The organism is Actinomadura sp. 9N407 (genome assembly GCF_044326315.1).
Lineage (GTDB): Bacteria > Actinomycetota > Actinomycetes > Streptosporangiales > Streptosporangiaceae > Spirillospora.
Window position 1 is genome coordinate 13,109 of record NZ_JBIRAW010000049.1, and the last position, 20,949, is coordinate 34,057.

General features: G+C 70.3%; 19 protein-coding genes. 5 read left to right on the top strand and 14 right to left on the bottom strand.

From position 1 onward, the window contains the following. Position 1: 1 nt before the first annotated feature. The 3 genes from kdpB to kdpF are packed head-to-tail and all read right to left on the bottom strand — an operon-like array spanning position 2 to position 3,918. Complete coding sequence (kdpB, locus tag ACH34Q_RS43705; protein WP_395989141.1) at positions 2-2,161, bottom strand: potassium-transporting ATPase subunit KdpB; 2,160 nt, start codon at positions 2,159-2,161, stop codon at positions 2-4. Then, the gene (gene kdpA, locus ACH34Q_RS43710) at positions 2,161-3,828 is read right to left on the bottom strand and encodes a potassium-transporting ATPase subunit KdpA (protein WP_395989142.1); all 1,668 of its coding nucleotides are present in this window, start codon (positions 3,826-3,828) and stop codon (positions 2,161-2,163) included. Before kdpA ends, kdpB begins: the two co-directional genes overlap by 1 nt. Then, positions 3,829-3,918 (bottom strand): K(+)-transporting ATPase subunit F, encoded by a 90-nt coding sequence (gene kdpF, locus ACH34Q_RS43715; protein WP_395989143.1) that lies wholly within the window; start codon positions 3,916-3,918, stop codon positions 3,829-3,831. It abuts the gene before it with no gap. A 361-nt stretch (positions 3,919-4,279) separates the two neighbouring features. Between kdpF and ACH34Q_RS43720 the strand changes: the two genes are divergently transcribed. The 3 genes from ACH34Q_RS43720 to ACH34Q_RS43730 all read left to right on the top strand — a co-directional run bounded on the left by ACH34Q_RS43720 (position 4,280) and on the right by ACH34Q_RS43730 (position 7,992). After that, a complete protein-coding gene (locus ACH34Q_RS43720; RefSeq protein WP_395989144.1) occupies positions 4,280-4,954 on the top strand; it encodes a response regulator in 675 nt (224 codons plus the stop codon). 162 nt (positions 4,955-5,116) lie between these two features. Next, positions 5,117-7,240: an MMPL family transporter gene (locus ACH34Q_RS43725; RefSeq protein WP_395989145.1), complete on the top strand. Its 2,124-nt coding sequence runs from the start codon at positions 5,117-5,119 to the stop codon at positions 7,238-7,240. 188 nt (positions 7,241-7,428) lie between these two features. Next, positions 7,429-7,992, top strand: coding sequence for a DUF4303 domain-containing protein (locus tag ACH34Q_RS43730; RefSeq protein ID WP_395989146.1), 564 nt, complete (start codon positions 7,429-7,431; stop codon positions 7,990-7,992). A gap of 427 nt (positions 7,993-8,419) precedes the next feature. Here ACH34Q_RS43730 and ACH34Q_RS43735 read toward each other — a convergent pair whose 3' ends face one another. Both ACH34Q_RS43735 and ACH34Q_RS43740 read right to left on the bottom strand, forming a co-directional pair. Continuing rightward, positions 8,420-8,881, bottom strand: a complete 462-nt coding sequence (locus ACH34Q_RS43735) for a PPOX class F420-dependent oxidoreductase (protein WP_395989147.1) — start codon at positions 8,879-8,881, stop codon at positions 8,420-8,422. A 19-nt stretch (positions 8,882-8,900) separates the two neighbouring features. Then, positions 8,901-10,361, bottom strand: coding sequence for an MFS transporter (locus tag ACH34Q_RS43740; RefSeq protein ID WP_395989148.1), 1,461 nt, complete (start codon positions 10,359-10,361; stop codon positions 8,901-8,903). A gap of 85 nt (positions 10,362-10,446) precedes the next feature. On the opposite strand from ACH34Q_RS43740, the gene ACH34Q_RS43745 reads away from it, so the two are divergent. Beyond that, positions 10,447-11,238 carry an AraC family transcriptional regulator gene (locus ACH34Q_RS43745; protein WP_395989149.1) on the top strand — a complete coding sequence of 264 codons (792 nt, stop codon included), beginning with the start codon at positions 10,447-10,449 and terminating at the stop codon, positions 11,236-11,238. Positions 11,239-11,250: 12 nt separating this feature from the next. Here the strand turns inward: ACH34Q_RS43745 and ACH34Q_RS43750 are convergent, their stop codons facing one another. Continuing rightward, complete coding sequence (locus ACH34Q_RS43750; RefSeq protein WP_395989150.1) at positions 11,251-12,477, bottom strand: hypothetical protein; 1,227 nt, start codon at positions 12,475-12,477, stop codon at positions 11,251-11,253. 123 nt (positions 12,478-12,600) lie between these two features. Beyond that, the gene (locus ACH34Q_RS43755; RefSeq protein WP_395989151.1) at positions 12,601-13,032 is read right to left on the bottom strand and encodes a hypothetical protein; all 432 of its coding nucleotides are present in this window, start codon (positions 13,030-13,032) and stop codon (positions 12,601-12,603) included. A 45-nt stretch (positions 13,033-13,077) separates the two neighbouring features. On the opposite strand from ACH34Q_RS43755, the gene ACH34Q_RS43760 reads away from it, so the two are divergent. Continuing rightward, a complete protein-coding gene (locus tag ACH34Q_RS43760; RefSeq protein WP_395989152.1) occupies positions 13,078-13,953 on the top strand; it encodes a GAP family protein in 876 nt (291 codons plus the stop codon). Between the two features lie 81 nt (positions 13,954-14,034). Here the strand turns inward: ACH34Q_RS43760 and ACH34Q_RS43765 are convergent, their stop codons facing one another. The 7 genes from ACH34Q_RS43765 to ACH34Q_RS43795 form a co-directional block, all read right to left on the bottom strand. After that, positions 14,035-14,799 carry a glucose 1-dehydrogenase gene (locus tag ACH34Q_RS43765; protein ID WP_395989153.1) on the bottom strand — a complete coding sequence of 255 codons (765 nt, stop codon included), beginning with the start codon at positions 14,797-14,799 and terminating at the stop codon, positions 14,035-14,037. Between the two features lie 81 nt (positions 14,800-14,880). Continuing rightward, positions 14,881-15,732 (bottom strand): helix-turn-helix transcriptional regulator, encoded by an 852-nt coding sequence (locus ACH34Q_RS43770; RefSeq protein ID WP_395989154.1) that lies wholly within the window; start codon positions 15,730-15,732, stop codon positions 14,881-14,883. A 38-nt stretch (positions 15,733-15,770) separates the two neighbouring features. Then, the gene (locus ACH34Q_RS43775; protein WP_395989155.1) at positions 15,771-16,550 is read right to left on the bottom strand and encodes an ABC transporter permease; all 780 of its coding nucleotides are present in this window, start codon (positions 16,548-16,550) and stop codon (positions 15,771-15,773) included. Then, positions 16,547-17,533, bottom strand: coding sequence for an ABC transporter ATP-binding protein (locus ACH34Q_RS43780; RefSeq protein ID WP_395989156.1), 987 nt, complete (start codon positions 17,531-17,533; stop codon positions 16,547-16,549). Before ACH34Q_RS43780 ends, ACH34Q_RS43775 begins: the two co-directional genes overlap by 4 nt. Positions 17,534-17,625: 92 nt before the next feature. After that, positions 17,626-18,531, bottom strand: a complete 906-nt coding sequence (locus ACH34Q_RS43785; RefSeq protein WP_395989157.1) for an LLM class flavin-dependent oxidoreductase — start codon at positions 18,529-18,531, stop codon at positions 17,626-17,628. Between the two features lie 77 nt (positions 18,532-18,608). Next, the gene (locus ACH34Q_RS43790) at positions 18,609-20,024 is read right to left on the bottom strand and encodes an Nramp family divalent metal transporter (RefSeq protein ID WP_395989158.1); all 1,416 of its coding nucleotides are present in this window, start codon (positions 20,022-20,024) and stop codon (positions 18,609-18,611) included. Next, on the bottom strand, positions 20,021-20,932 hold the full coding sequence (locus ACH34Q_RS43795; protein WP_395989159.1) for a shikimate dehydrogenase: 912 nt from the start codon (positions 20,930-20,932) through the stop codon (positions 20,021-20,023). The genes ACH34Q_RS43790 and ACH34Q_RS43795 overlap by 4 nt, the downstream gene beginning before the upstream one ends. Between the last annotated feature and the right edge of the window lie 17 nt (positions 20,933-20,949).

Consider the following 20,949-nt stretch of genomic DNA (forward strand, 5'->3'; position numbering starts at 1 on the left):
GTCAGGACATCCCAGGAAGGAACTGGACGATGAGGTCGATGATCTTGATGCCGATGAACGGCGCGACGATCCCGCCGAGGCCGTAGACGCACAGGTTGCGCGACAGCAGCTGGGACGCGCTCCCGGGCCGGTACCGCACGCCGCGCAGGGCCAGCGGGATCAGCGCGATGATGACCAGGGCGTTGAAGACGACGGCGGACAGGATCGCCGACTGCGGGCTGTGCAGGCGCATGACGTTGAGCGCGGCCAGGCCGGGGAACAGCCCCATGAACATCGCCGGGATGATCGCGAAGTACTTGGCGATGTCGTTGGCGATCGAGAACGTGGTCAGCGCGCCGCGGGTGATGAGCAGCTGCTTGCCGATCTGCACGATCTCGATCAGCTTGGTCGGGTCGGAGTCCAGGTCCACCATGTTCCCGGCCTCCTTGGCGGCCGAGGTCCCGGTGTTCATCGCCACCCCGACGTCGGCCTGCGCGAGCGCGGGCGCGTCGTTGGTGCCGTCCCCGGTCATCGCGACCAGCCGGCCGCCCTCCTGCTCCTTCCTGATGAGCGCGAGCTTGTCCTCCGGCCTGGCCTCGGCGAGGAAGTCGTCCACGCCGGCCTCGTCCGCGATCGCCCTGGCGGTCACCGGGTTGTCGCCGGTGATCATCACGGTCCTGATGCCCATCGCGCGCATCTCGCCGAACCGCTCCCGCATGCCCTCCTTGACGACGTCCTTGAGGTGGACGGCGCCCAGCACGCGGGCCGTACCGTCCAGGACCTCGCCGACCACCAGCGGCGTGCCGCCGGAAGCGGAGACGCCGTCGACGATCTCACCGAGCTCCGGCGGGACGGTCCCGCCCCGCTCGCGCACCCAGTCCGCGACCGCGGTCGCCGCGCCCTTGCGCAGGGAACGTTCCACGCCCTCGTCGAGGTCAACGCCGCTCATCCGCGTCTGGGCGGTGAACGGGACCCAGGTCGCGTGGGGCAGCTCGCCGGACGTGCGCTCGCGCAGGCCGTACCGCTGCTTGGCGAACACCACCACCGAGCGGCCTTCGGGGGTCTCGTCGGCCAGGCTGGACAGCTGCGCGGCGTCCGCCAGCTCGTCCTCGCCCACCCCGTTCACCGGGACGAACGCCGCCGCCTGCCGGTTGCCCAGCGTGATGGTGCCGGTCTTGTCGAGCAGCAGCGTGCCGACGTCGCCGGCGGCCTCCACAGCCCGCCCGCTCATCGCGAGCACATTGCGCTGGACGAGCCGGTCCATGCCGGCGATGCCGATCGCCGACAGCAGCGCCCCGATCGTGGTGGGGATGAGGCACACCAGCAGCGAGACCAGCACGATGCCGGTGACGCCGTCGCCGTTCAGGGCGAGGGTGTCGGCCACGCCGGGGTCGCCGGCCTTGGAGTAGATCGCCAGCGGCTGCAGCGTGGCGACGGCCAGCAGGAAGATCACGGTGAGCGCGGCGAGCAGGATGTTCAGCGCGATCTCGTTGGGCGTCTTCTGCCGGCCCGCCCCCTCGACCAGCGCGATCATCCGGTCGATGAAGCTCTCGCCCGGCTTCTGGGTGATCCGCACGACGATCCGGTCCGACAGCACCTTCGTCCCGCCGGTCACCGCCGAGCGGTCGCCGCCGGACTCCCGGATGACGGGGGCCGACTCGCCGGTGATCGCGGACTCGTCCACGCTGGCGATGCCCTCGACCACGTCGCCGTCGCCCGGGATGATCTCGCCGACCTCGACCACGACATGGTCGCCCTGCCGCAGTTCCGGCGCGCCGACCCGTTCCTCAGGGGATCCGGTACGGCCCGGCGCCCAGCCGGTGAGCCGGCGCGCGACGGTGTCGGTCCTGGCCTTGCGCAGCGCGTCGGCCTGGGCCTTGCCCCGGCCCTCGGCCACCGCCTCGGCCAGGTTGGCGAACAGTACGGTCAGCCACAGCCAAGCCACGATCAGCCAGGCGAACACGCTGGGATCCGCCACGGCCAGGACGGTCGTCCATGCCGCGCCGATCTCCACGATCAGCATCACGGGGTTGCGCCACAGGGTGCGCGGGTTCAGCTTGCGGACGGCGTCCGGCAGCGATCTGACCAGCTGCCCCGGATCGAGCAGGCCACCGGAGACCTTGCCGCCTTCCTTGGGTGCGGAGGCCTCAACGGGCGCGGGCGTCTGGGTCTGTACGGACATCAGTGGATTCCTTCGGCCAGCGGCCCGAGCGCGAGCGCGGGCAGGAACGTGAGCGCGACGAGGATGACGGTCACGCCGGCGACCAGGCCGACGAACTGCGGCCGGTGGGTGGGCAGGGTGCCGTCCGACTCCGGCGCGTGCCCCTGGCGGGCCAGCGAGCCGGCCAGCGCGAGCACGAAGATGATCGGCATGAACCGGCCGAGCGCCATGCACAGGCCCAGCGCGGTGTCGTACCAGACCGTGTTGACCGTGACGCCCGCGAACGCCGACCCGTTGTTGTTGGAGGCGGAGGTGAAGGCGTACAGCACCTCGGAGAGCCCGTGCGGGCCGGTGTTGAGCATCGCCGCCCGGCCGCTCCCGGTGGCCATCGCGATCGCGGTCCCGGTCAGCACCAGGATGGGCGTGATCAGGAAGTACAGCGCCGCGAACTTGATCTCGCGGGCACCGATCTTCTTGCCGAGGTACTCGGGGGTACGGCCGACCATCAGCCCGGCCACGAACACCGTGATCACGGCCAGCACGAGCATTCCGTACAGGCCGGAGCCGACCCCGCCGGGCGCGACCTCGCCCAGCATCATGTCGACCATCGTCATCATGCCGCCGAGGCTGGTGTAGGAGTCGTGGAAGGAGTTCACCGCGCCGGTCGAGGTCAGCGTGGTGGACGCGGCGAAGACCGCCGAGTTGATCACCCCGAACCGCGCCTCGGTCCCCTCGGCCGCAGCGCCCACCGCCGTGGGCACGGTGCCGCCGGCCATTCCCTGGAAGAGCATCGTCAGCGAGATGCTGACCAGTGCCAGCAGGCTCATCACCGCCGCGATCGCGTACCCCTGCCGCACCTGGCCGACCATCCGGCCGAACGTGCGGGTCAGCGTGAACGGGATGACCAGGATCAGGAAGATCTCCAGCCAGTTGGTCCAGGAGGTGGCGTTCTCGTACGGGTGCGCGGAGTTGGCGTTGTAGAAGCCGCCGCCGTTGGTGCCCAGTTCCTTGATGACCTCCTGGCTGGCCACCGGGCCGCCGGTGAGGGCCTGCCGCCCGCCCGACAGCGTGCGGACCACGTGGTCGCCCGCGTCGCCGAAGTTCTGGACGACCCCGCCCGCGATCAGCGCGATGGCGCCGATGAACGCGATCGGCAGCAGGATCCGGATCGCGCCCCGGGTCAGGTCCACCCAGAAGTTGCCGAGCTGCTCGGACTTCCTGCGCGCGAAGCCCCGGATCAGCGCGATGGCGACCGCCATCCCGACCGCCGCCGACACGAAGTTCTGGACCGCCAGCCCGGACATCTGGACCAGGTGACCCATCGTGGACTCGCCCGAGTACGACTGCCAGTTGGTGTTGGTCACGAAGCTGATCGCGGTGTTCCACGCCTGGTCCGGCTTGACCGGACCGAAGCCCAGGTTCAGCAGCAGGTGCTGCTGGACACGCTGGAGCCCGTACAGGAACAGGACGCCGACCACGGAGAAGGCCAGCACGCTGCGGGCGTAGACGCCCCAGGTCTGCTCGGTGCCGGGCCGGACGCCGATCAGCTTGTAGACCACCCGCTCCACGCGCGAGTGCCGCGTCCCGCTGTAGACGCGGTACATGTAGTCGCCCAGCGGCCGGTGGACCACGGCCAGGGCGAGCACGAGGGATCCCAGGAAGAGGATCCCCGCGACGTTCGTACTCATCTAGAAGCGCTCCGGGAACAAGAGGGCGGCGATCAGGAAGGCGATCAGCAGCACGGCCAGCACCAGGCCGGCGGCGTTCTCGGCGGTCACGGATTCTCCGCCCCGTTCTTCTCGACGCCCTTCACCAGCAGGCCGAGCAGGGCGAAGATCACCACTGTCAGCAGGACGAATGCCACGTCACTCATGGTCGGTTTCCTCTGTCGGATGTCCGGCGGCGAACCGGAACGGGCCACCAGTCCCTGCTGGGGCCGTTAGGCAGTGTTGCCCTGCTTCCGACTGGTTTCGTGGCCTCTTGACGGGTCCTTAGCGCCCGCCGCGCCGGTCTTAACGCCGTCCTAACGAGGACCTCGTTCCGCACGGTCACGGCTGGTCGGAGGCCGAGGCGCCCCGCGCTCTTTGCTAAATTGCGCCGGGCCGGAACCGGGCCGGGCCACCGTTCAAGGGAGTCGACGTGACACGGGTTCTCCTCGTGGAGGACGAGCCGCAACTCGTCCGCGCCTTGCGCATCAACCTGAAGACCCGGGGCTACGAGGTGGACGCGGCACCCGACGGCCGGACGGCCCTGGAACTCGCCGCCAAGCGGCACCCCGACGTGGTCCTGCTCGACCTGGGCCTGCCGGACATGGAGGGCGTCGAGGTGATCAGGGGACTGCGCGGCTGGCTGACCGTCCCGATCATCGTGCTGTCCGCCCGGCACGCCTCGGCGGAAAAGGTCCAGGCCCTGGACGCCGGCGCCGACGACTACGTCACCAAGCCCTTCGGCATGGACGAGCTGCTCGCCCGGCTGCGCGCGGCCGTACGGCGCGCGCAGCCGGCCGAGGAGGCCGCCGTCGTCGAGACCGAGGCGTTCACCGTGGACCTCGCCGCCAAGAAGGTGACCCGGAACGGCCGGGACGTCCGCCTCACCCCGACCGAGTGGCACATCCTCGAAGTGCTCGTCCGCAACCCCGGACGGCTGATCGCCCAGCAGCGGCTACTGCACGAGGTGTGGGGTCCTTCGTACGAGAAGGAGACCAACTACCTGCGGGTCTACCTCGCCCAGCTCCGCCGCAAGCTGGAGCCCGACCCGGCGCACCCGCGCCACCTGATCACCGAGCCCGCCATGGGCTACCGCTTCGAGCCCTGACCCCGCACTCGCGCGGGGTGTGGTTTCCCGCAGGTCGCGGGTGCGGTTTCGGTGCCTCAGGACTGTGGTCCGCCTCGTGGTCTCCGTGGAGCCGTGCGACCTAGCGTCCTTCTCGCGGGATGCCCGGTGATCTTCCGGGCACCCGGAACGGAGGGCACCGCGTTGAAGAAGAGACCCGCGACGGTACGGATGGCCCGATGGAGCGCGGCGCACCCGTGGTCGGCGATCGGACTGTGGACGCTGTTCGTCTTCCTGTGCCTGGCACTGGGTGGCGCGGCGGGCACCGACTCGATCAGCGATGAGGAGTCCGGCGTCGGAGGGTCCGGGCGCGCCGGTCGCATCGTGGCCTCCGGCGACTTTCGCACCGTGGCCGAGGAGAACGTCCTGATCACCGCCGTACGGGGCGGCCCCCTGGACGTACCGGTGGCCAGGGGCGCGGCGAAGGAGGTCGGACGGCGGATGCGGGCGCTGCCGGAAGTGGAGTCCGTCGGGCGCGCCCAGACCTCCCCGGACGCGACGGCGATTCTGGTACCGGTCACGATGAAGGGAGATCCGGAGACCGCCGACGCCCGGGTCCCGGCGCTACTCGACCAGAGCGCGGCGGTCGAGCAGGCGCATCCCGGCCTGCGCGTCGAGCAGGTCGGCACCGGATCGACGGCCAAGGGGCTGACCGAGACGCTCGGCGAGGACTTCCGCCGGGCCGAGTTCATCAGCCTGCCGCTCACCCTCGTGATCATGCTGGTGGTGTTCGGCGCCGTCATCGCCGCGGGCGTCCCGGTGGCGCTGGCCCTGTCCTCGGTGGCCGCCGCCATGGGCCTGTCCTCGCTGGTCTCCCATCTGATGCCGGCCACGAGCGCGATCGGCAACGTGATCCTGCTGATGGGGATGGCGGTGGGCGTCGACTACTCGCTGTTCTACCTCAAGCGCGAACGGGAGGAACGGCGCCGGGGCCGGGCCGATGCCATCGAGATCGCCGCGGAGACCTCCGGCCACACGGTGGTCGTGTCGGGCAGCACGGTGATCGTCGCGATGGCCGGGCTGTACCTGGCCGGGGAGTCGACGTTCTCCTCGCTCGCCACCGGTTCCATCATCGTGGTCGCGGTGGCCGTACTGGCCTCACTGACCGTGCTGCCCGCGCTGCTGGCCAAGCTCGGCCGGTGGGTCGACCGCCCCAGGATCCCGTTCCTGTGGCGGATGACCATGCGTTCCGGCCCCTCGCGCGTGTGGCCCGCCCTGCTCCGCCCCGCGCTGAGCCGTCCCTTCGCGACCCTGGCGGTGTCGGTCGGCGCGCTGCTCCTCCTGGCGCTGCCGGCCCTGGACATGCGGCTCAAGCAGCCCGGCTCGGACGACCTGTCGCGCGACATCCCGGTCGTCCGCGCCATGGACCGGCTCACCGCCGCCTTCCCCAGCGAGGGGACGATCCATCAGGTGGCGGTCCGGGCACCGGCCGAGCAGGCCGGCCAGGCCAGGGCCGCCCTGAACGGCCTGGTCCAGCGCGCGGCGCAGGATCGGCTGTTCGCCCACGACCGCCGCCCCGCGGTACGGGCGTCCGCGGACGGCCGCGTCCACACCGTCGACATCGGTACCCCGTTCTCCCCGAAGAGCGACGGAGCCCGCGAATCGCTCGACACGTTGCGATCCTGGCTCCCGCAGGCGGTCAGCGCCGTACCCGGCGCGGAGTACGGCGTGGGCGGCAAGGTGGCGCAAGGAACCGACTTCACCGCCCACCTGGAAGAACGCCTGCCCTGGGTGGTGGGCTTCGTGCTGCTGCTGACCCTCGCGGCGATGGGTGCCATCTTCCGCTCGGTGGCCATCGCGCTCTCCGCCACGGCGCTCAACCTGCTGTCGGCCGCGGCCTCGTTCGGTGTCCTGGTGGCCGTCTTCCAGAACACCTGGGCCGAACGGCTGCTGGACTTCCGGTCCTCGGGCGCGGTGGTCTCCTGGCTGCCGCTGTTCCTGTTCGTCGTCCTCTTCGGCCTGTCGATGGACTACCACGTATTCGTGGTCAGCCGGATCCGCGAAGCCGCCGGCACCGGCCTGTCCACCAGGGACGCCGTACGGGAGGGCATCACCCGCTCGGCCGGCGTGGTCACCAGCGCCGCGATCGTGATGGTCGGCGTCTTCTCCGTCTTCGGCACGCTCAGCATGGTCGAGTTCAAACAGCTGGGCGTCGGCCTGGCCGTCGCCATCCTCATCGACGCGGTCGTCATCCGCGTCTTCGTCCTGCCCGCGTTGATGACCGTGCTCGGCACCTGGAACTGGTGGCCGGGCCGCGTCGAGCCCTGACAGCCACATCACCGGCGGCCGACTCCGCCCCGAGCCGCCAGGCAGCCGAACGCACCCAGGGCGTTGACTCGTGGCGTGTTCGCCTGGAGCGCCATGGCCAGAGGCGAACACGCCACGAGTCCTCCAACCCCATCGCGGCCGCGTCATCCAGTCCCTGAAAGAAACTGCGCCGGGGGTAGCATGCGGCGATGGACTGGGGCGCTTTCCAGACGGCATGGCATGACCTCGGCTGCCGCGTCCTGAGCGACCTCGCAGCGGCGCATCCGGACGAGCGGCTGTACGCCGCGGCCTTCCATCTCTTCTACCTGGACGACACCCAGATCCTCGCGCCTGGCCTGGCCGCCAACACGGAGGCAGCGGTGCACCAGGACCATGGATACTCCACACGGTTCGCCCCGCCTGAGTGGCGGTGGGACGTCCTGAACACCAACGATGCGATGTCGCCGTGGTACCACCGTCTCACCCAGGAGTACCTGGCGCCCGCTACCACCGAGGCCGAACTGGATGCGGCGGTGGAGGCGCTCGATGCGGCGCACGACACCGCGATGGCCAATGTCTGCAAAGCGATGACCACGACAGCACGCCGGGGCGGCATCCACGGCTCGCTTCCACCCGGATTCATCGTCGTCATCCTCGAGGGCCAACGCGGTGAGGAGGAGGTCGCCAGGTTGATCCGCCAGAGCGTCGACCCGCAGCTACTGCCGATGGTCCCCGAACTGGCCGAAGAGCTGCGGCAACTCGAGGAGACTTGACCTCCGACCGGCTCGGCGTCCTGTTCACCGACCGCCCACGCGCTCGCGATACGCGCTGACCTCACCTATACGCACAGTTCCATCGGCCTCTCCGACAGAATCCGACGCTTCACAACATCACCACCGCCCGGCCTTACCCCGGTTGACTCGTGGCGTGTTCGCCTGTTCGCCACCCCTGGAAGGGCGAACACGCCACGAGTCAACGGGAAGTCAGGGATCTCGCAGTGGTCGGAGGCGGGCGACGTACGGCCAGGCCTACTGTCTCAAGTGGCCTCAGCCACCGCGCGAGCGCGTTACCTGGCCGGTGGGGCGATGCCGGAGGCGAGCCTCACCGGCCAGATCGCGAAGCGATGCCGCGCTCGCACAAGAACCGGTCACGGTGCGAGCCGCCAGGCGAGTCGCCGTGGGCCGGGACTTTACCGGGACTTTAAGAGACTAGGCGTGGTGGGAAGCCGCCGGTCGCGATGGGGCCCCAGCGTTCCGGGGTGACGCGGATGAGGGACTTGCCCTGCTCGATCATGGCGGTGCGGTACTCGTCCCAGTCCGGATGCTCGCCGGAGATGTTGCGGAAGTACTCCACGAGCGGCTCGACGGCCTCGGGGACGTCGAGTACCTCGGACGTTCCGTCGATCTGGACCCAGGGGCCGTTCCACTCGTCCGACAGGACGATCACGCTGACCCGGGGGTCGCGGCGGGCGTTGCGGGACTTCGCGCGCTCGGGATAGGTGGACATCACCAGGCGGCCGGAGTCATCGACCCCGCAGGTCAGCGGGGACCCCTGAACGCCGCCGTCCGCGCGGGTCGTCAGCAGGATCGCCCGGTGCCGGGGACGGACGAACTCCAGCAGTCCGTCACGGTCGACTCGGGTGTTGGTCGCGATCGAAGGCATGCCTCCAGCCTACGGCGGGCTATCGGTGGTGCGCGGGAGGCTGGGGGCTCGTTCTGAGGAGGACGGCTATCAGGACGGCGCCTACTGCCAGGAGAACGGCGGCGATGGTGAGCGCGTACGAGAAGCCCTCGGTGGCGGCACGCAGCGGATCGGCCAGGTCGTCGCTGCGGCGTGCGGCGATGCTGACCAGGACCGCCACTCCCACTGCGCCGCCTATCTGCTGGACGGAGTTGAGGACGGCCGAGCCGAGGCCGGCGTTCTCCTTGTCGGTTCCGGAGACGGCGGCGACCGTCAGGGCGGGCAGGCTCAGTCCGCAGCCGAGGCTGGTGATGAGCATGCCCGGCAGCACTCCCGCCGCATAGCCGTCGCTCGGGGCGACGCCGGACAGCAGGAGCAGCCCGGCCGCACTGATGAGGAACGAGACGACGAGGGTCGGGCGCATCCCGAAACGGATCACCGCGCGGGAGGACAGCCACATGCCCGCGAGGATGCCGGCGCCGTAGGGCAGGTACGCGAACCCGGCCTTGAGCGGGCCGTACCCGAGCACGGTCTGCAGGTGGATCATCAGCAGGAACGCCATCGCGTAGAAGGCGGCGGAGAACAGCAGGGTCCCGCCGTTGGCGACGGCACGCGTCCGGGACGCCAGGAACGCGAGCGGGACCAGCGGCTCGGCCGTCCTCGACTCGACGGCCACGAACGAGACGGCCAGGACCGCCGCCAGAAGCAGCGGAACGGCGACGGCCCGGCCCGTCCAGCCGGACTCCCCGGCCTGGAGCAATCCGTAGACCAGGGCGAGGACGGCGCCGGTGCCCAGTGCGGCACCGGGCACGTCCAGGCGTGGCCTGTGGTCGGCCCGGCTCTCGCCGACCAGGCGCGGGAGCAGGACGACGGCCAGCACGGCCACGGGCAGGTTGATCAGGAAGATCCAGCGCCACGAGGCCAGTCCGGTCAGCGCACCGGAGATCACCAGGCCCAGCGTGCCGCCCAGGCCGGCGATGCCGCCCCAGATGCCCAGCGCCCAGGCCCGTTCCCTGGCCTCGGGGAACATCAACGTGATCAGTGAGAGGGCCGCCGGCGCGGCCATGGCGGCACCGGCTCCCTGGACGAATCGTCCGGTCACCAGCTGCCAGGGCTCCTGGGCGAGACCGCACGCCAGGCTCGCGATCCCGAACAATGCCACGCCCGCGATGAAGACGCGCCGGCGGCCCAGCAGGTCGCCGGCACGCCCGAACAGCAGGAGCAGACCGCCGAAGGCGAGGAAGTAGGCGTTGACGACCCAGGCCAGTCCCGCGCTGCCGAAACCGAGATCGTCCCGGAGGCTCGGGAGCGCGACGCTCACCACGGTGTCGTCCAGGACGAGCATGAACTGGACGAAGCACAGCACGACCAGCGCCGATCGCCGCCGGGCTGCAAGCCCAGAGGCCGGTGGCACGTCGACGCGGTCGGCAGGTCTTGATGGGACGGGTGACTCGTTCAGCATGCGGCAACGCTATGGATCCGTCCGCGGTGGCCACAATCCGCGATGGGGACGTTCCATGTCGCGTTGAGGACATACGCTGCGACGCATGACCAAGGCCTTCGTAGAGGCCGCTCCCACCGGAGTGGGAGCGATCGTCGTCGGGCATTTTCCGCTGTCGTCGGGCCAGTGGATCGGCCCGCACAGCCATCCGCAGCACCAGCTGGCCTGGACGAGGCGGGGCGTGCTCGGCATCGCCGTCGACGACGCGTACTGGGTGCTGCCGCCCACGCGGGCGCTCTGGCTGCCGGCCGGAGTCGTCCACGACACGGGCGCGACCCGCGACGCGGTGCTGTGCAGCCTCTACCTCGAACCGGACCGGTGCGCTCTGGACTGGGCGCTGCCCACACCGGTCGCCGTCAACGGGCTGCTGGCCCACCTGATCGCCCACCTCGGCCGCCAGGACCTGGCCGACGACGCCCGGCTGCGCGCCGAGGCGGTCGTCCTGGACCTGCTGCATCCCCTGCCGGCCACGCCGATCGAGGTGCCGTATCCGGCCGATGAACGGGTCCGTGCCGTGGCCGACGCGCTGCTCGCCGATCCCGCCGACTCGCGGAACCTCGAGGCGCACGCGCGGGCCATCGGGGTGAGCCGGCGTACCCTGACCCGGCTGTTCACCCACGACACGGGCATGAGCTTCGACCGCTGGCGCACCCACATGCGGCTGCGTGCGGCCCTCCCCCTCCTCGCCGAAGGCCGGCCGGTGTCGCAGGCCGCGCATGCCGTGGGCTACTCGACCCCGAGCGCATTCCTCGCGGCGTTCCGCCGAACGGTCGGTACCTCCCCGGGCCGCTACCTGCACGGCGACGGCACCCTCGACGGCTGGTCGGAGCCGTCGTGATCCCCTGCTCGCCTACTTGACGAACAGCGGGAGGGATTTGCGCGGCTCGAACTGGAAGGCCGCGCCCTTGCTGAACTTGGTGACGGCGACCTCGCCCGATTCACGGGCGGCGGTATCCGTCAGGACGACCCGTGCGGTCCAGTCGGTGTCGGTTCCGGCGATCTCCACGTCCAGGTACGGATTCACCGCTCGGACGATCGAGCGCAGCGCATCCGGCGTGTCGGGCGTACACAGGGAGAGCCAGCCCGCGTCCTCGTGGGCCAGGGAACGCGACACCGTGACCGTCTCGCCGTCCCTGGAGAACTCGGTGTACGGCTGGGGATTCATCAGCGGGTGCAGTTCGATGAGGTACGCCGCGTCCTGCGGGGTGTCGCCCAAGCCCATCGCCTTGTGCAGACGCTCGGCCGCCACGCCGGCGTGCCCGATGAGCTGGCGCGATACAACGCGGTGGAACGTCGCGTCGTCGTCCGCCGCGCGCTGCCGGACGGCCAGGTGGAACGACAGGTTCAGCAGGTGGTTCTGCAGGACGACCTCGTCGGCCATGCGGACCAGGGCCGAGTGGGAGAACGCCCCGAAGTCGAAGTCGCTGACCAGGGCCCCGCTGTAGTCGGCCAAGCCGTCCTGAGCCGGGTCGATGCCGTCCAGGACCAGCGTGGCGGCGTGCGAGCGCTCGTTGACGGCCAGGGCCGGGATCGGCTGCACCTCCGGGGAGTCCGGTTCGATGTCCACCGTCCAGGCACAGTGCGGCTGCCGGTCGGACGGGGTACGCGGCGGCCGGTGGATCGGCCGCATCCGCGCCCTGGGGTTGGTGGCCACGGCGGTCGCGTCGAAGGTGGGGTCCTCGATGTCGTGGCACATGTTCTTGACCATGCCCGGGCCCATCGGCTCGACGTCCAGCAGCGCGCCGCAGTGGTCGAGATGGAAGCCGCCGTGCCACCGGTCGGTGACGCTGTAGCGGAAGTCCATGAACTGCGGCGGCGCGCCGATGTCCAGCTGCATGCCCTTGAAGATCGTGGGGACGTCGTCGCCCTCGAACGCCAGCGCCCGCTGCATCCGCCGCGTGTAGATCGGGCTGGCGCCGGCCCACTCCTCGATGGCGACCTGCGTCATCTGGTCCTCGCCCCACGCCTCCAGGCAGAAGGGCATGCCGGCACGGTCGATCAGATGGCCGATCAACAGCAGCTCCGGCACCAGCACCGCGAGCTGCGCACGGGACAGATGGTGGTAGCGACTGGGCAACGGGACCTCCAGGCGTAGGTCCGACTCAATCTAGGCACTTGACCAGACATCTGTCCAGTTTTGCCCCGGCCGCCGCCGCACAGGTGGCCCGAGACCCCGTCCCCGCCCCCGTTCGAGGCCCCGTCAGCGGCCGGTCGTGCCCGCCGGTGGCGCGGTGAGCGCGTAGATCAGCAGCACGCACATGGCGATGGTCAGCACCGACCAGACCGGGAACGCCTGCAGGAAGGCCAGGTGCCCGACCGCGGCCAGGACGGCGAAGACCACGCCGGTGGCGCGCGCCCACATCTTTCCCGTCATGATCCCCGCGCCCACGGCGATCTGGACGATGCCGATGATGAGCCAGATCCAGCCCCAGGTGGTGAAGTTGAAGATCAGGATCTCGTCCGCCCCGACCAGGTAGTAGTCATCGTTGAACAGGGCCACCAGCCCGTCGATGACGTTGAACGCGCCGATCACCAGGGCCAGGGTGCCGGCGAACGCCAGCCACCCCGATGTCCGCACCTGCCGTTGCGCGGACGCCGGGGGCCCGGAGTCGGGCATCGTCTTGGACGTCATGGAACCTTCCCCTCTCTCGATCGACCGGAAAATCCCCATTTCTCCATGGGCAACAAACCAAAGCGAAAGGATTTTGAGGCCACCCTTAAGAAAAACAGGGACACCCTTGAACAAGGAATGGCCACAGCCGTCCTTTTGTCCACCACCACGCGCATCCTGCGTTATCAGTGCCGCTATGTGGGGTATTTCGGGCCTCAGGCGGCACGGTCGTCGTCGCCGCCCGGCCGCAGTGGGGGGACAGTGGGCGAAGTCATCGGAGAATTGCTGCCGCTCGCGATCGGAGTGGCGATCAGCCCGATCCCGATCATCGCGGTGATCCTCATGCTGCTGGCGCCGAAAGCCCGCGACACCGGCTTGGGGTTCCTGGCCGGCTGGGCCCTGGGTATCGTGCTCACGACCGTGGTGCTGGTACTGATCGCCAACGGCATCGGCATGGCGTCCTCGCCCGGCGAGCCGAAGACCTCCGTGTCCTGGATCAAGCTGCTGCTGGGCATCCTGTTGCTCGTGCTCGCCGTCCAGCAATGGACCTCGCGCCCCAAAGCGGGCGCCTCGGCCGAGTTGCCGGGCTGGATGAGGGCCATCGACAAGGTCACACCGGCCAGAGCGGCGTCCTTGGGGCTGCTGCTGTCGGCCGCCAACCCCAAGAACCTCATGATGTGCGTCGCCGCCGGCATCGCCATCGGCCAGGGCGAACTGAGCGCCGGCGGCGACATCGTGGCCATCCTGATCTTCACGCTGATCGCGGCCTGCAGCGTGACGGTACCGGTGATCGTGTACGTCTCGAACGCCGAACGCGTCCGCGCCCCGCTCGAAGACCTGAAGGCCTGGCTGGAGGCCAACAGCGCCACCGTGATGTTCGTACTGCTGCTGGTCATCGGCGCCGTACTGATCGGCAAGGGCCTGGGCGGCATCATCGACTGAGTCCCCAGTGGCACTGAGTCTCCGGTGGCACTGGGTCCCTGGTGGCTCACCGTGACGCCGCCCCGGCCCTGGCGCCCGCCGCTATCCCGTCGCCCCGGGGACGGTGGCGACCAGGCCGCCATCGATGATCAGGTCCTGGCCGTTGATGTAGGACGCTTCGCGGGACGCGAGGAAGGCGACCGCGTCGGCGACGTCCTCGGCGGTACCGAGCCGGCCGGCGGCCACCCCGGCGACGACGCCGGCATGGTCCTCGGCGGGGACCTCGCTGTGGAACATCGGGGTCTCGATGTAGCCGGGGCTCACGGAGTTGACCCGGATCCTCCTGGGCGCCAGTTCGCCCGCGAAGGTGTAGGACAGGTTGTGCACGGCCGCCTTGGTCGCCGCGTACACGGAGGCGCCGGCCAGACCGCGGTGCAGCGTCCAGGACGCGTTGATCACGATCGCCCCGTGGTCGGACAGCAGCGGGACGGTCTTCTGGAGGGTGAAGAACACGCCCTTGAAGTTGATGTCCACCAGGCGGTCGAAGTCGGCCTCGGTGACCTCGCCGTTCGGCTGGAACGACGCGGCGCCCGCGTTGGCGAAGACCACGTCCAGGCGCCCGTACCGGTTCCGGATCGCGGCCGTCAGCGTGTCGAGGTCGGCGAGGTTCGCCACGTCGCCGCGTACCGCGAGAACGCGGTCGCCGCCGTCCAGTTCCTCGACCGCGGCGTCCAGCCGGGTCTTGTCGCGGCCGGTGATGACCACCTCGGCGCCCTCGGCGAGCAGCCGTCGTGCGGTGGCCAGTCCCATGCCGCTCGTGCCACCGGTGATGAGTGCGATCTTGCCGTCGAATCGGGAGTTCGTCATGGGTCCCAGCGTGCCGCCGGGCACGTGGGGCGAACAGTGCGCGGCTATCCGGGGAGTGGCACCACCAGGCTCAGCGAACGATCACGCCGGGGCGGCGAGCCGGAGGTGCGGTACCCGTTCGAGCCGTTCGGCGGTCTCGGTGCCGGGACGCGGGTTGTACAGCTCCAGGTACCAGCCCGGATGGTCGACCACCGCCAGGGTCGTCGTGTCGAAGAGCAGCTCGCCGGCCTCGGGATGGAGCACCGCCTTCACCGCCTGGATCTGCGGGCCGACGTCATGGCGGGCCCACAGCTCCGCGAATTCGGAGCTCACGGCGCTGAGGTCGTCCACCAAGCGGCGGAACTCCGGGTCGTCGGGAGAGAGCGCCGCGTCGGCGCGGAAGGCGGCGACGACGCCCGGCGCGACCGACTCCCAGTGCAGGTGCATGTCGCGGTACCGGGCGTTGGTGAAGAACATGACCATGCAGTTGTGGTCGGTGTCGTCGTACCCGAACACCGTCCGCGCCCCGTCGTTGATCGCGAGCAGGTTGCGGTGCCGGTCCCGCAGCACCGCGGGCTGCCGCCACGCGTCGAGCAGGTGCCGCAGCTCAGGAGTGACCGAGGCACCGCGCGCCCCGCCCTCCAGTGGCGGGTTGAGTCCGGCCAGCAGATACAGGTGGGCGCGCTCGGACTCGCTCAGCCGCAGCGCCCGGCTGATCGCGTCGAGCACCTCGGCCGAGGCGTTGATGTCGCGGCCCTGCTCGAGCCAGGTGTACCAGGACACCCCGACCCCGGCCAGCACCGCGACCTCCTCGCGCCGCAGCCCCGGTGTCCGGCGCCGGCCGGCCACCGCCATGCCCACGTCACCGGGCGTGAGCCGTGCCCGGCGCGTACGCAGGAAGTCGCGGAGCTGCTCGCGGCGGCGCTGCGCCACCGCACGGGATTCGCTGGTCATAGGCCATGGTAACTACGTGATCAGGGGTAACTACGTGATCAGGTGATATCGCGGCGGACGGTCGTGACGGTGGCGATGGCCGCGAACGTCAGCCCGTACGCGACGAGCAGCAGCACCCCGCCCCAGGCCGGCAGGGTGTCCAGCCCGCCCGATCCGCCGAACGCCGACGTGGTGAGCGTGATCGCCCGTACCGCCCCGGCCGGCAGCCACTGCCCGACCTGCGGCAGCACCACGGTGACGATGCCCTCCACCAGCTGCACCCAGCCCACCGCCACGATGATCGCCGCGATCTGGTTGCGGATCAGCGCGCCCAGCCCCAGGCCGACCAGCGCGTACAGCGCCATGGCCAGCACCGTGCCGCCCAGGATCAGCGGGACGTCATGGTCCAGCAGCGAGGTGGAGCCACCCTTGATCGCCAGCGCGGGCAGCGCCACCGCCACCGTGAACAGCACGGTCGCCAGCCCGAACGCCGCGCCGAACAGGAAGTAGGAGATCAGCTTGGCCACCAGCACCCGGCCGCGCCGGGGCGTGATCAGGAACGCCCCGCTGATGGTCTGGTGCCGGTACTCGCCGGTGATCCCCATGATGCCGAGGATCATCATGAACATCACCCCGCCGCTCGCGCTGGCGTAGAACGCGCGGACCGTGCTGGGGTCGGTGACCGGCGGGATCGCCGTCTGCCCGTTCATCTCCGTCCCGGCCAGCAGCACGTACACGGCCAGGCCCATCAGGCTGAAGCCCAGGCTCAGGGCCAGCATGCCGAGCCACATCCGGGTGGAACGGATCTTCAGCAGCTCCGCCTTGATCAGCCTGATCATGCCGGGCCTCCCTTTCCCGAGTCCGTGCCTGCCGTCGCGGTCTCGTCCGGTACGGGTTCGTCCGGTACGGGCGGCCGAGGCGCGCCGTCAGGAGCAGCCGGGCCGCTCAGTTCCGCCATGGTCAGCTCCAGGAAGATCTTCTCCAGCCCCGACCGCTCCCGCGCGAGCTCGCCGAGCACGGCCTGGACCTGGAGGGCCGCCGCGCCGACCTCCTCCGGCTCAAGCCCGGTCACCCACAGCCGGTCGTCCTCGCGCCGGACCTCGCCGCCGGCGTTCTCCAGCGCGACGGCCAGCTCCCCGGCCTGCTCGGTACGGACCCGCAACTCCCCGCCCGCGCCGACCAGCTCGGCCAGCGGCGCGTCCCGTACCATCCGGCCGCGCGCGACGATGACGACATGGTCGGCGGTCTGCTCGACCTCGGGAAGCACGTGGCTGGAGACCAGGATCGTGCAACCGATCCCCGCGAGATGGCGCAGCAGGGAGCGCAGCCAGTGGACGCCCGCCGGGTCGAGGCCGTTGGTGGGCTCGTCCAGGATCAGGACCCGCGGCTCCCCAAGGATCGCGGTGGCCAGCGCAAGCCGCTGCTGCATCCCCAGGGAGAACCCCACCACTCGGCGGTCCGCGGCATCGACGAGCCCGGTCATCTCCAGGACCTCGGGCACCCGCTTCTCGGGCAGCCCGGCCGCCGCACACGTGATCCTCAGATGATCGCGGGCGCTGCGGCCGGGATGGAACCCGGTCGCCTCAAGCGCGGCGCCCACCTCGGCGACGGGCCGCTCCAGCTCGGCATACGGCCGCCCGTTGATCAGCGCCCGTCCCGCGGTCGGCGCCACGAGACCGAGCAGCATCCGCAGCGTGGTCGTCTTTCCCGCTCCGTTCGGCCCCAGGAACCCGGTGACCATCCCCGGCTCCGCGGTGAAGCTCAACCCATCCACGGCACGTACGGGCCCGAAGTGCTTGGCAAGGCCCTCGACAGAAATCATGCACCCATCGTTCCAGCCCCACCCGGAAGATCCTTCCCTCCTGGGCGAAAGGCCGGAACGGTGACCGCCAACGTCCACCGACGACCCGCGGGCTAGTGGAGGAGGGTGCGGGCTTGTGCGAGGAGGTCTACTTGGGCTTGCCAGTCGTCGCCTGATATTCCGATGACGGCGTGGTCGGCGCCGGCGTCGCGGTAGGCGGCGAGTTTCTCGGCGGCCTGTTCCGGGTGGCCGGTGAGCGGGATCTGGGCGACCTCCTCCAGCGGACGGCCATAGGCGGCGCTGATACCCGAGGCCATCTCGTTGCTGGACGGGACGCCCGGGCCGTTGCCCAGAGCCGCGGCGCCCCCGATCGCGATGACCGGGGCAGATCGGCCGTGTTCGGCGGCCAGTTCGGCGAGCCAGGCTCGTCCTTCGGCGACCTCGCGGGGGGTGATCAGGGACGGGAACCAGCCGTCGCCCAGCCGGGCCGCGCGGCGGATCGCCGCGGCGGAGGCGTTGCCGACCCAGATCGGCGGCATCGCCGTGGCTGGAGCGAGCGTGACGCCGGGCTCCCCGGGCTCGTCCGGCAGTGGCGTTTCCTTGCCGGCCAGGAGGTGCGGGAGCAGTTCCAGGGCCGTGTCGGTGCGACGGCCTCGTTGGGCATAGGGGACTCCGGCGGCGGCCCATTGGCCGGGGCCGCCGCCGGATCCGACTCCTAGGACGAGGCGGTCGCCCGAGACGTACTGGAGGGTCGCGATCTGCTTGGCGGCCCAGGCCAGGGGCCGGATCGCGGGGATGAACACGCTGGTGCCGATCCTGATCCGGGTGGTCGCGGACGCGGCGACGGCGAGCGCGATCGGGGCGTCCAGCGTCGGGCCGCCGACGGCCAGGTGGTCGCCGTGCCAGACGCCGTCCAGGCCGGCCTCCTCGGCGTGGCGGGCGGCTCGTCGCAGGTCGAGCCCGGACTGACGCTGGACGGCGATCGCGGGGAGGATGACGCCGACCTCGAAGTTCTTCATGGCCCCACCGTGCGACCTCAAGCTTGGTTGAGATCAAGTCGGCGGTGCCCTCGGCCTGGACCGAGGGCACCGGCCGCTTACAGCTTCTGGATCTGGGTGACGATCATGGCGATGGCGAAGAAGCCGTAGAAGCAGATCGCGATGACCATGGTGGTGAGGCGGACGCCGCGCATCCGGATGGCGCGGGGCAGGTCCTTGATGTTCAGCCGGACCAGCAGGATCGAGTAGAGCAGGGTGACGACCGAGGCGGCGCAGGTGGAGACCAGCAGGAGGCCGATCGGCTGGTCGAAGCCGGACAGCAGGATGATCGAGCCGAGGACGATCTCGGCCCACACGACGGCGAGGTAGATGCGGGCCTCGGTCCAGCGGGTGGAGTCCATCAGGTAGTTGCGCCTGAGGAAGTCGCCCGCCACCCGGCCGATCACGTCCAGCAGCCCCATCGCGGCGGCCCACAGGGAGACGGCGGCGATGGCGAAGAACAGGATCTTGACCCACTCGCCGACCTCGGCGGCGAAGATGTCGCCCTGAATGCGCAGGAACGAGGTGTCGGACTCCAGGTCGTCGCGGCCGAACAGCGTCTCGTACGCCAGCAGGCTCATGATGCCGATCGTGGCGATGCAGACCAGGAAGAACGTGGTGAAGTGCTCGATGTTGGCGCGCTTCCACCAGATCCGCCAGCGGGCGAGGTTCTCCTCGTCCTCGGGGAAGGCGAACCGGTCGCCGCCGGAGGCCTCCTCCTTGCCGGTGATCGGGGAGACCAGGCGGGGGACGTGGACGCCCATGCCGTAGCGCTTGTCGCGGATCCAGTTGCTCAGCACGAGGTTGTGCACGCCGCCGGCGCCGGCCGCGCCGAGTGCGCTGAGGATCATGGTGAACGTGATGCCTTCGGGGATCCGGCCGAACCCGGTGACGGTCTTCTCGGCGCCCTCGCCCCAGCTGGACAGGGAGATCACGAACACCACGGCGACCACGAGGAAGAACAGGGTCAGCGCGACCTTGACCATCTCGACCCGTTCGACGGTCCTGTAGATGACCTTGGAGAAGGTCAGCAGGACGCCGATGACGAACAGGGTGGCGACCGAGATCCAGACCGGGTCGCCGCCGCCGACCAGGTAGGTGAACACGGTCGAGCCGCTGGTCGCCCAGCCGGGCCAGACGTACTGGAACGCCCCGGCCAGGCAGATCAGGACGCCCCAGCCCTTCCACCAGCGGGAGAACCCGGCCACCGCCGTCTGGCCGGTGGCCAGCGTGTAGCGCTCGATCTCCATGTTGATGACGAACTGCATCACCAGCGCGATCAGGGCGAGCCAGAGCAGCCCGAGCCCGCCGATCGAGGTGAGGTACGGCCACAGGATGATCTCGCCGGCGGCGAGGCCGATCCCGACCGCCACGATGCCGGGGCCGACCATGCGGCGCAGCGGCATCGGTTCGGGCAGGTCCCGCTGTACGGCCGGTTCCGCCGATGGACCGGGTGACTTGGTGGGCTGGCTCATGTGACTCTCCGGGGGGTGGTGGGGGCGGAGGCGAGCAGGTTCTTCAGGTGGCCGAGCATCCGGCCGGTGTCGGGGGTACGGCCGGTGATCAGCTCGAAGCTCTCGGCCGCCTGGAACACGCACATGGACGCGCCGCCGATGGCGCGCAGGCCCCGGGAGCGCGCCGCTTGCAGCAGCGGCGTGTTCAGCGGCATGTAGACGATGTCGACAAGCCAGAGTCCGGGACGGAGCAGCTCGACCGGCATCGGCGACCCGGGATGCGCCCGCATGCCGATCGGGCTCGCGTTGACGACGCCGTCGGCGGACGCGAGCGCTTCGCCCAGGTCCTCGGGGGCGATGCCGATGATCCGGTCGGCGCCGAACCTGGCGGTGAACGATCGGACGAGTTCCGTGCGCCTGGCCGGGTCGGGATCGGCGACGGTCAGCCGGCCGACACCGGCGGACAGCTGGGCATAGGCGCATGCGGCGCCCGCCCCGCCCGCGCCGAGCTGGACGACATGGCCGGTCGGCGCGCCGGGCAACCCTTGCCGGAACGACTCGGCGAACCCCATGGCGTCGGTGTTGTACCCGATCCGGCGGCCGCCTTCGAGCACGACCGTGTTCACCGCTCCGATGGCCTCGGCCTGCGGCGAGAGCCGGTCGAGATGGGAGATCACCTGCTGCTTGAACGGGTGCGTGATGTTGAGCCCGGCGAACCCGACCCGCTCCGCGTCACTCAGCAGCCGGCCCAGGTCGGCCGGCGTCCCGGGTCTCTCGATGTCGATCAGGGCATAGGACAGGTCGAGCCCGTGCCGGCCGCCCTCGGCCTCGTGCAGGGCCGGGGACAGCGACGTGCCGATGCCCGAGCCGATCAGCCCGTACCGGCACGGCCGCATGGCGCGCACCTCGGTGATCGGGTGCTCGCTCATGCCGGACTCCTGCGGGT

What these genes read in the sequence shown, in the direction of transcription:
- ACH34Q_RS43745 (WP_395989149.1), top strand. Translation starts at nt 10,447, where the DNA reads ATGACCAAGGCCTTCGTAGAGGCCGCTCCCACCGGAGTGGGAGCGATC.
- ACH34Q_RS43730 (WP_395989146.1), top strand. Translation starts at nt 7,429, where the DNA reads ATGGACTGGGGCGCTTTCCAGACGGCATGGCATGACCTCGGCTGCCGC.
- ACH34Q_RS43790 (WP_395989158.1), bottom strand. Translation starts at nt 20,024, where the DNA reads ATGAGCCAGCCCACCAAGTCACCCGGTCCATCGGCGGAACCGGCCGTA.
- ACH34Q_RS43760 (WP_395989152.1), top strand. Translation starts at nt 13,078, where the DNA reads ATGGGCAACAAACCAAAGCGAAAGGATTTTGAGGCCACCCTTAAGAAA.
- ACH34Q_RS43740 (WP_395989148.1), bottom strand. Translation starts at nt 10,361, where the DNA reads ATGCTGAACGAGTCACCCGTCCCATCAAGACCTGCCGACCGCGTCGAC.
- ACH34Q_RS43795 (WP_395989159.1), bottom strand. Translation starts at nt 20,932, where the DNA reads ATGAGCGAGCACCCGATCACCGAGGTGCGCGCCATGCGGCCGTGCCGG.
- ACH34Q_RS43765 (WP_395989153.1), bottom strand. Translation starts at nt 14,799, where the DNA reads ATGACGAACTCCCGATTCGACGGCAAGATCGCACTCATCACCGGTGGC.
- ACH34Q_RS43775 (WP_395989155.1), bottom strand. Translation starts at nt 16,550, where the DNA reads ATGATCAGGCTGATCAAGGCGGAGCTGCTGAAGATCCGTTCCACCCGG.
- ACH34Q_RS43780 (WP_395989156.1), bottom strand. Translation starts at nt 17,533, where the DNA reads ATGATTTCTGTCGAGGGCCTTGCCAAGCACTTCGGGCCCGTACGTGCC.
- ACH34Q_RS43770 (WP_395989154.1), bottom strand. Translation starts at nt 15,732, where the DNA reads ATGACCAGCGAATCCCGTGCGGTGGCGCAGCGCCGCCGCGAGCAGCTC.
- ACH34Q_RS43755 (WP_395989151.1), bottom strand. Translation starts at nt 13,032, where the DNA reads ATGACGTCCAAGACGATGCCCGACTCCGGGCCCCCGGCGTCCGCGCAA.
- kdpB (WP_395989141.1), bottom strand. Translation starts at nt 2,161, where the DNA reads ATGTCCGTACAGACCCAGACGCCCGCGCCCGTTGAGGCCTCCGCACCC.
- ACH34Q_RS43735 (WP_395989147.1), bottom strand. Translation starts at nt 8,881, where the DNA reads ATGCCTTCGATCGCGACCAACACCCGAGTCGACCGTGACGGACTGCTG.
- kdpA (WP_395989142.1), bottom strand. Translation starts at nt 3,828, where the DNA reads ATGAGTACGAACGTCGCGGGGATCCTCTTCCTGGGATCCCTCGTGCTC.
- ACH34Q_RS43785 (WP_395989157.1), bottom strand. Translation starts at nt 18,531, where the DNA reads ATGAAGAACTTCGAGGTCGGCGTCATCCTCCCCGCGATCGCCGTCCAG.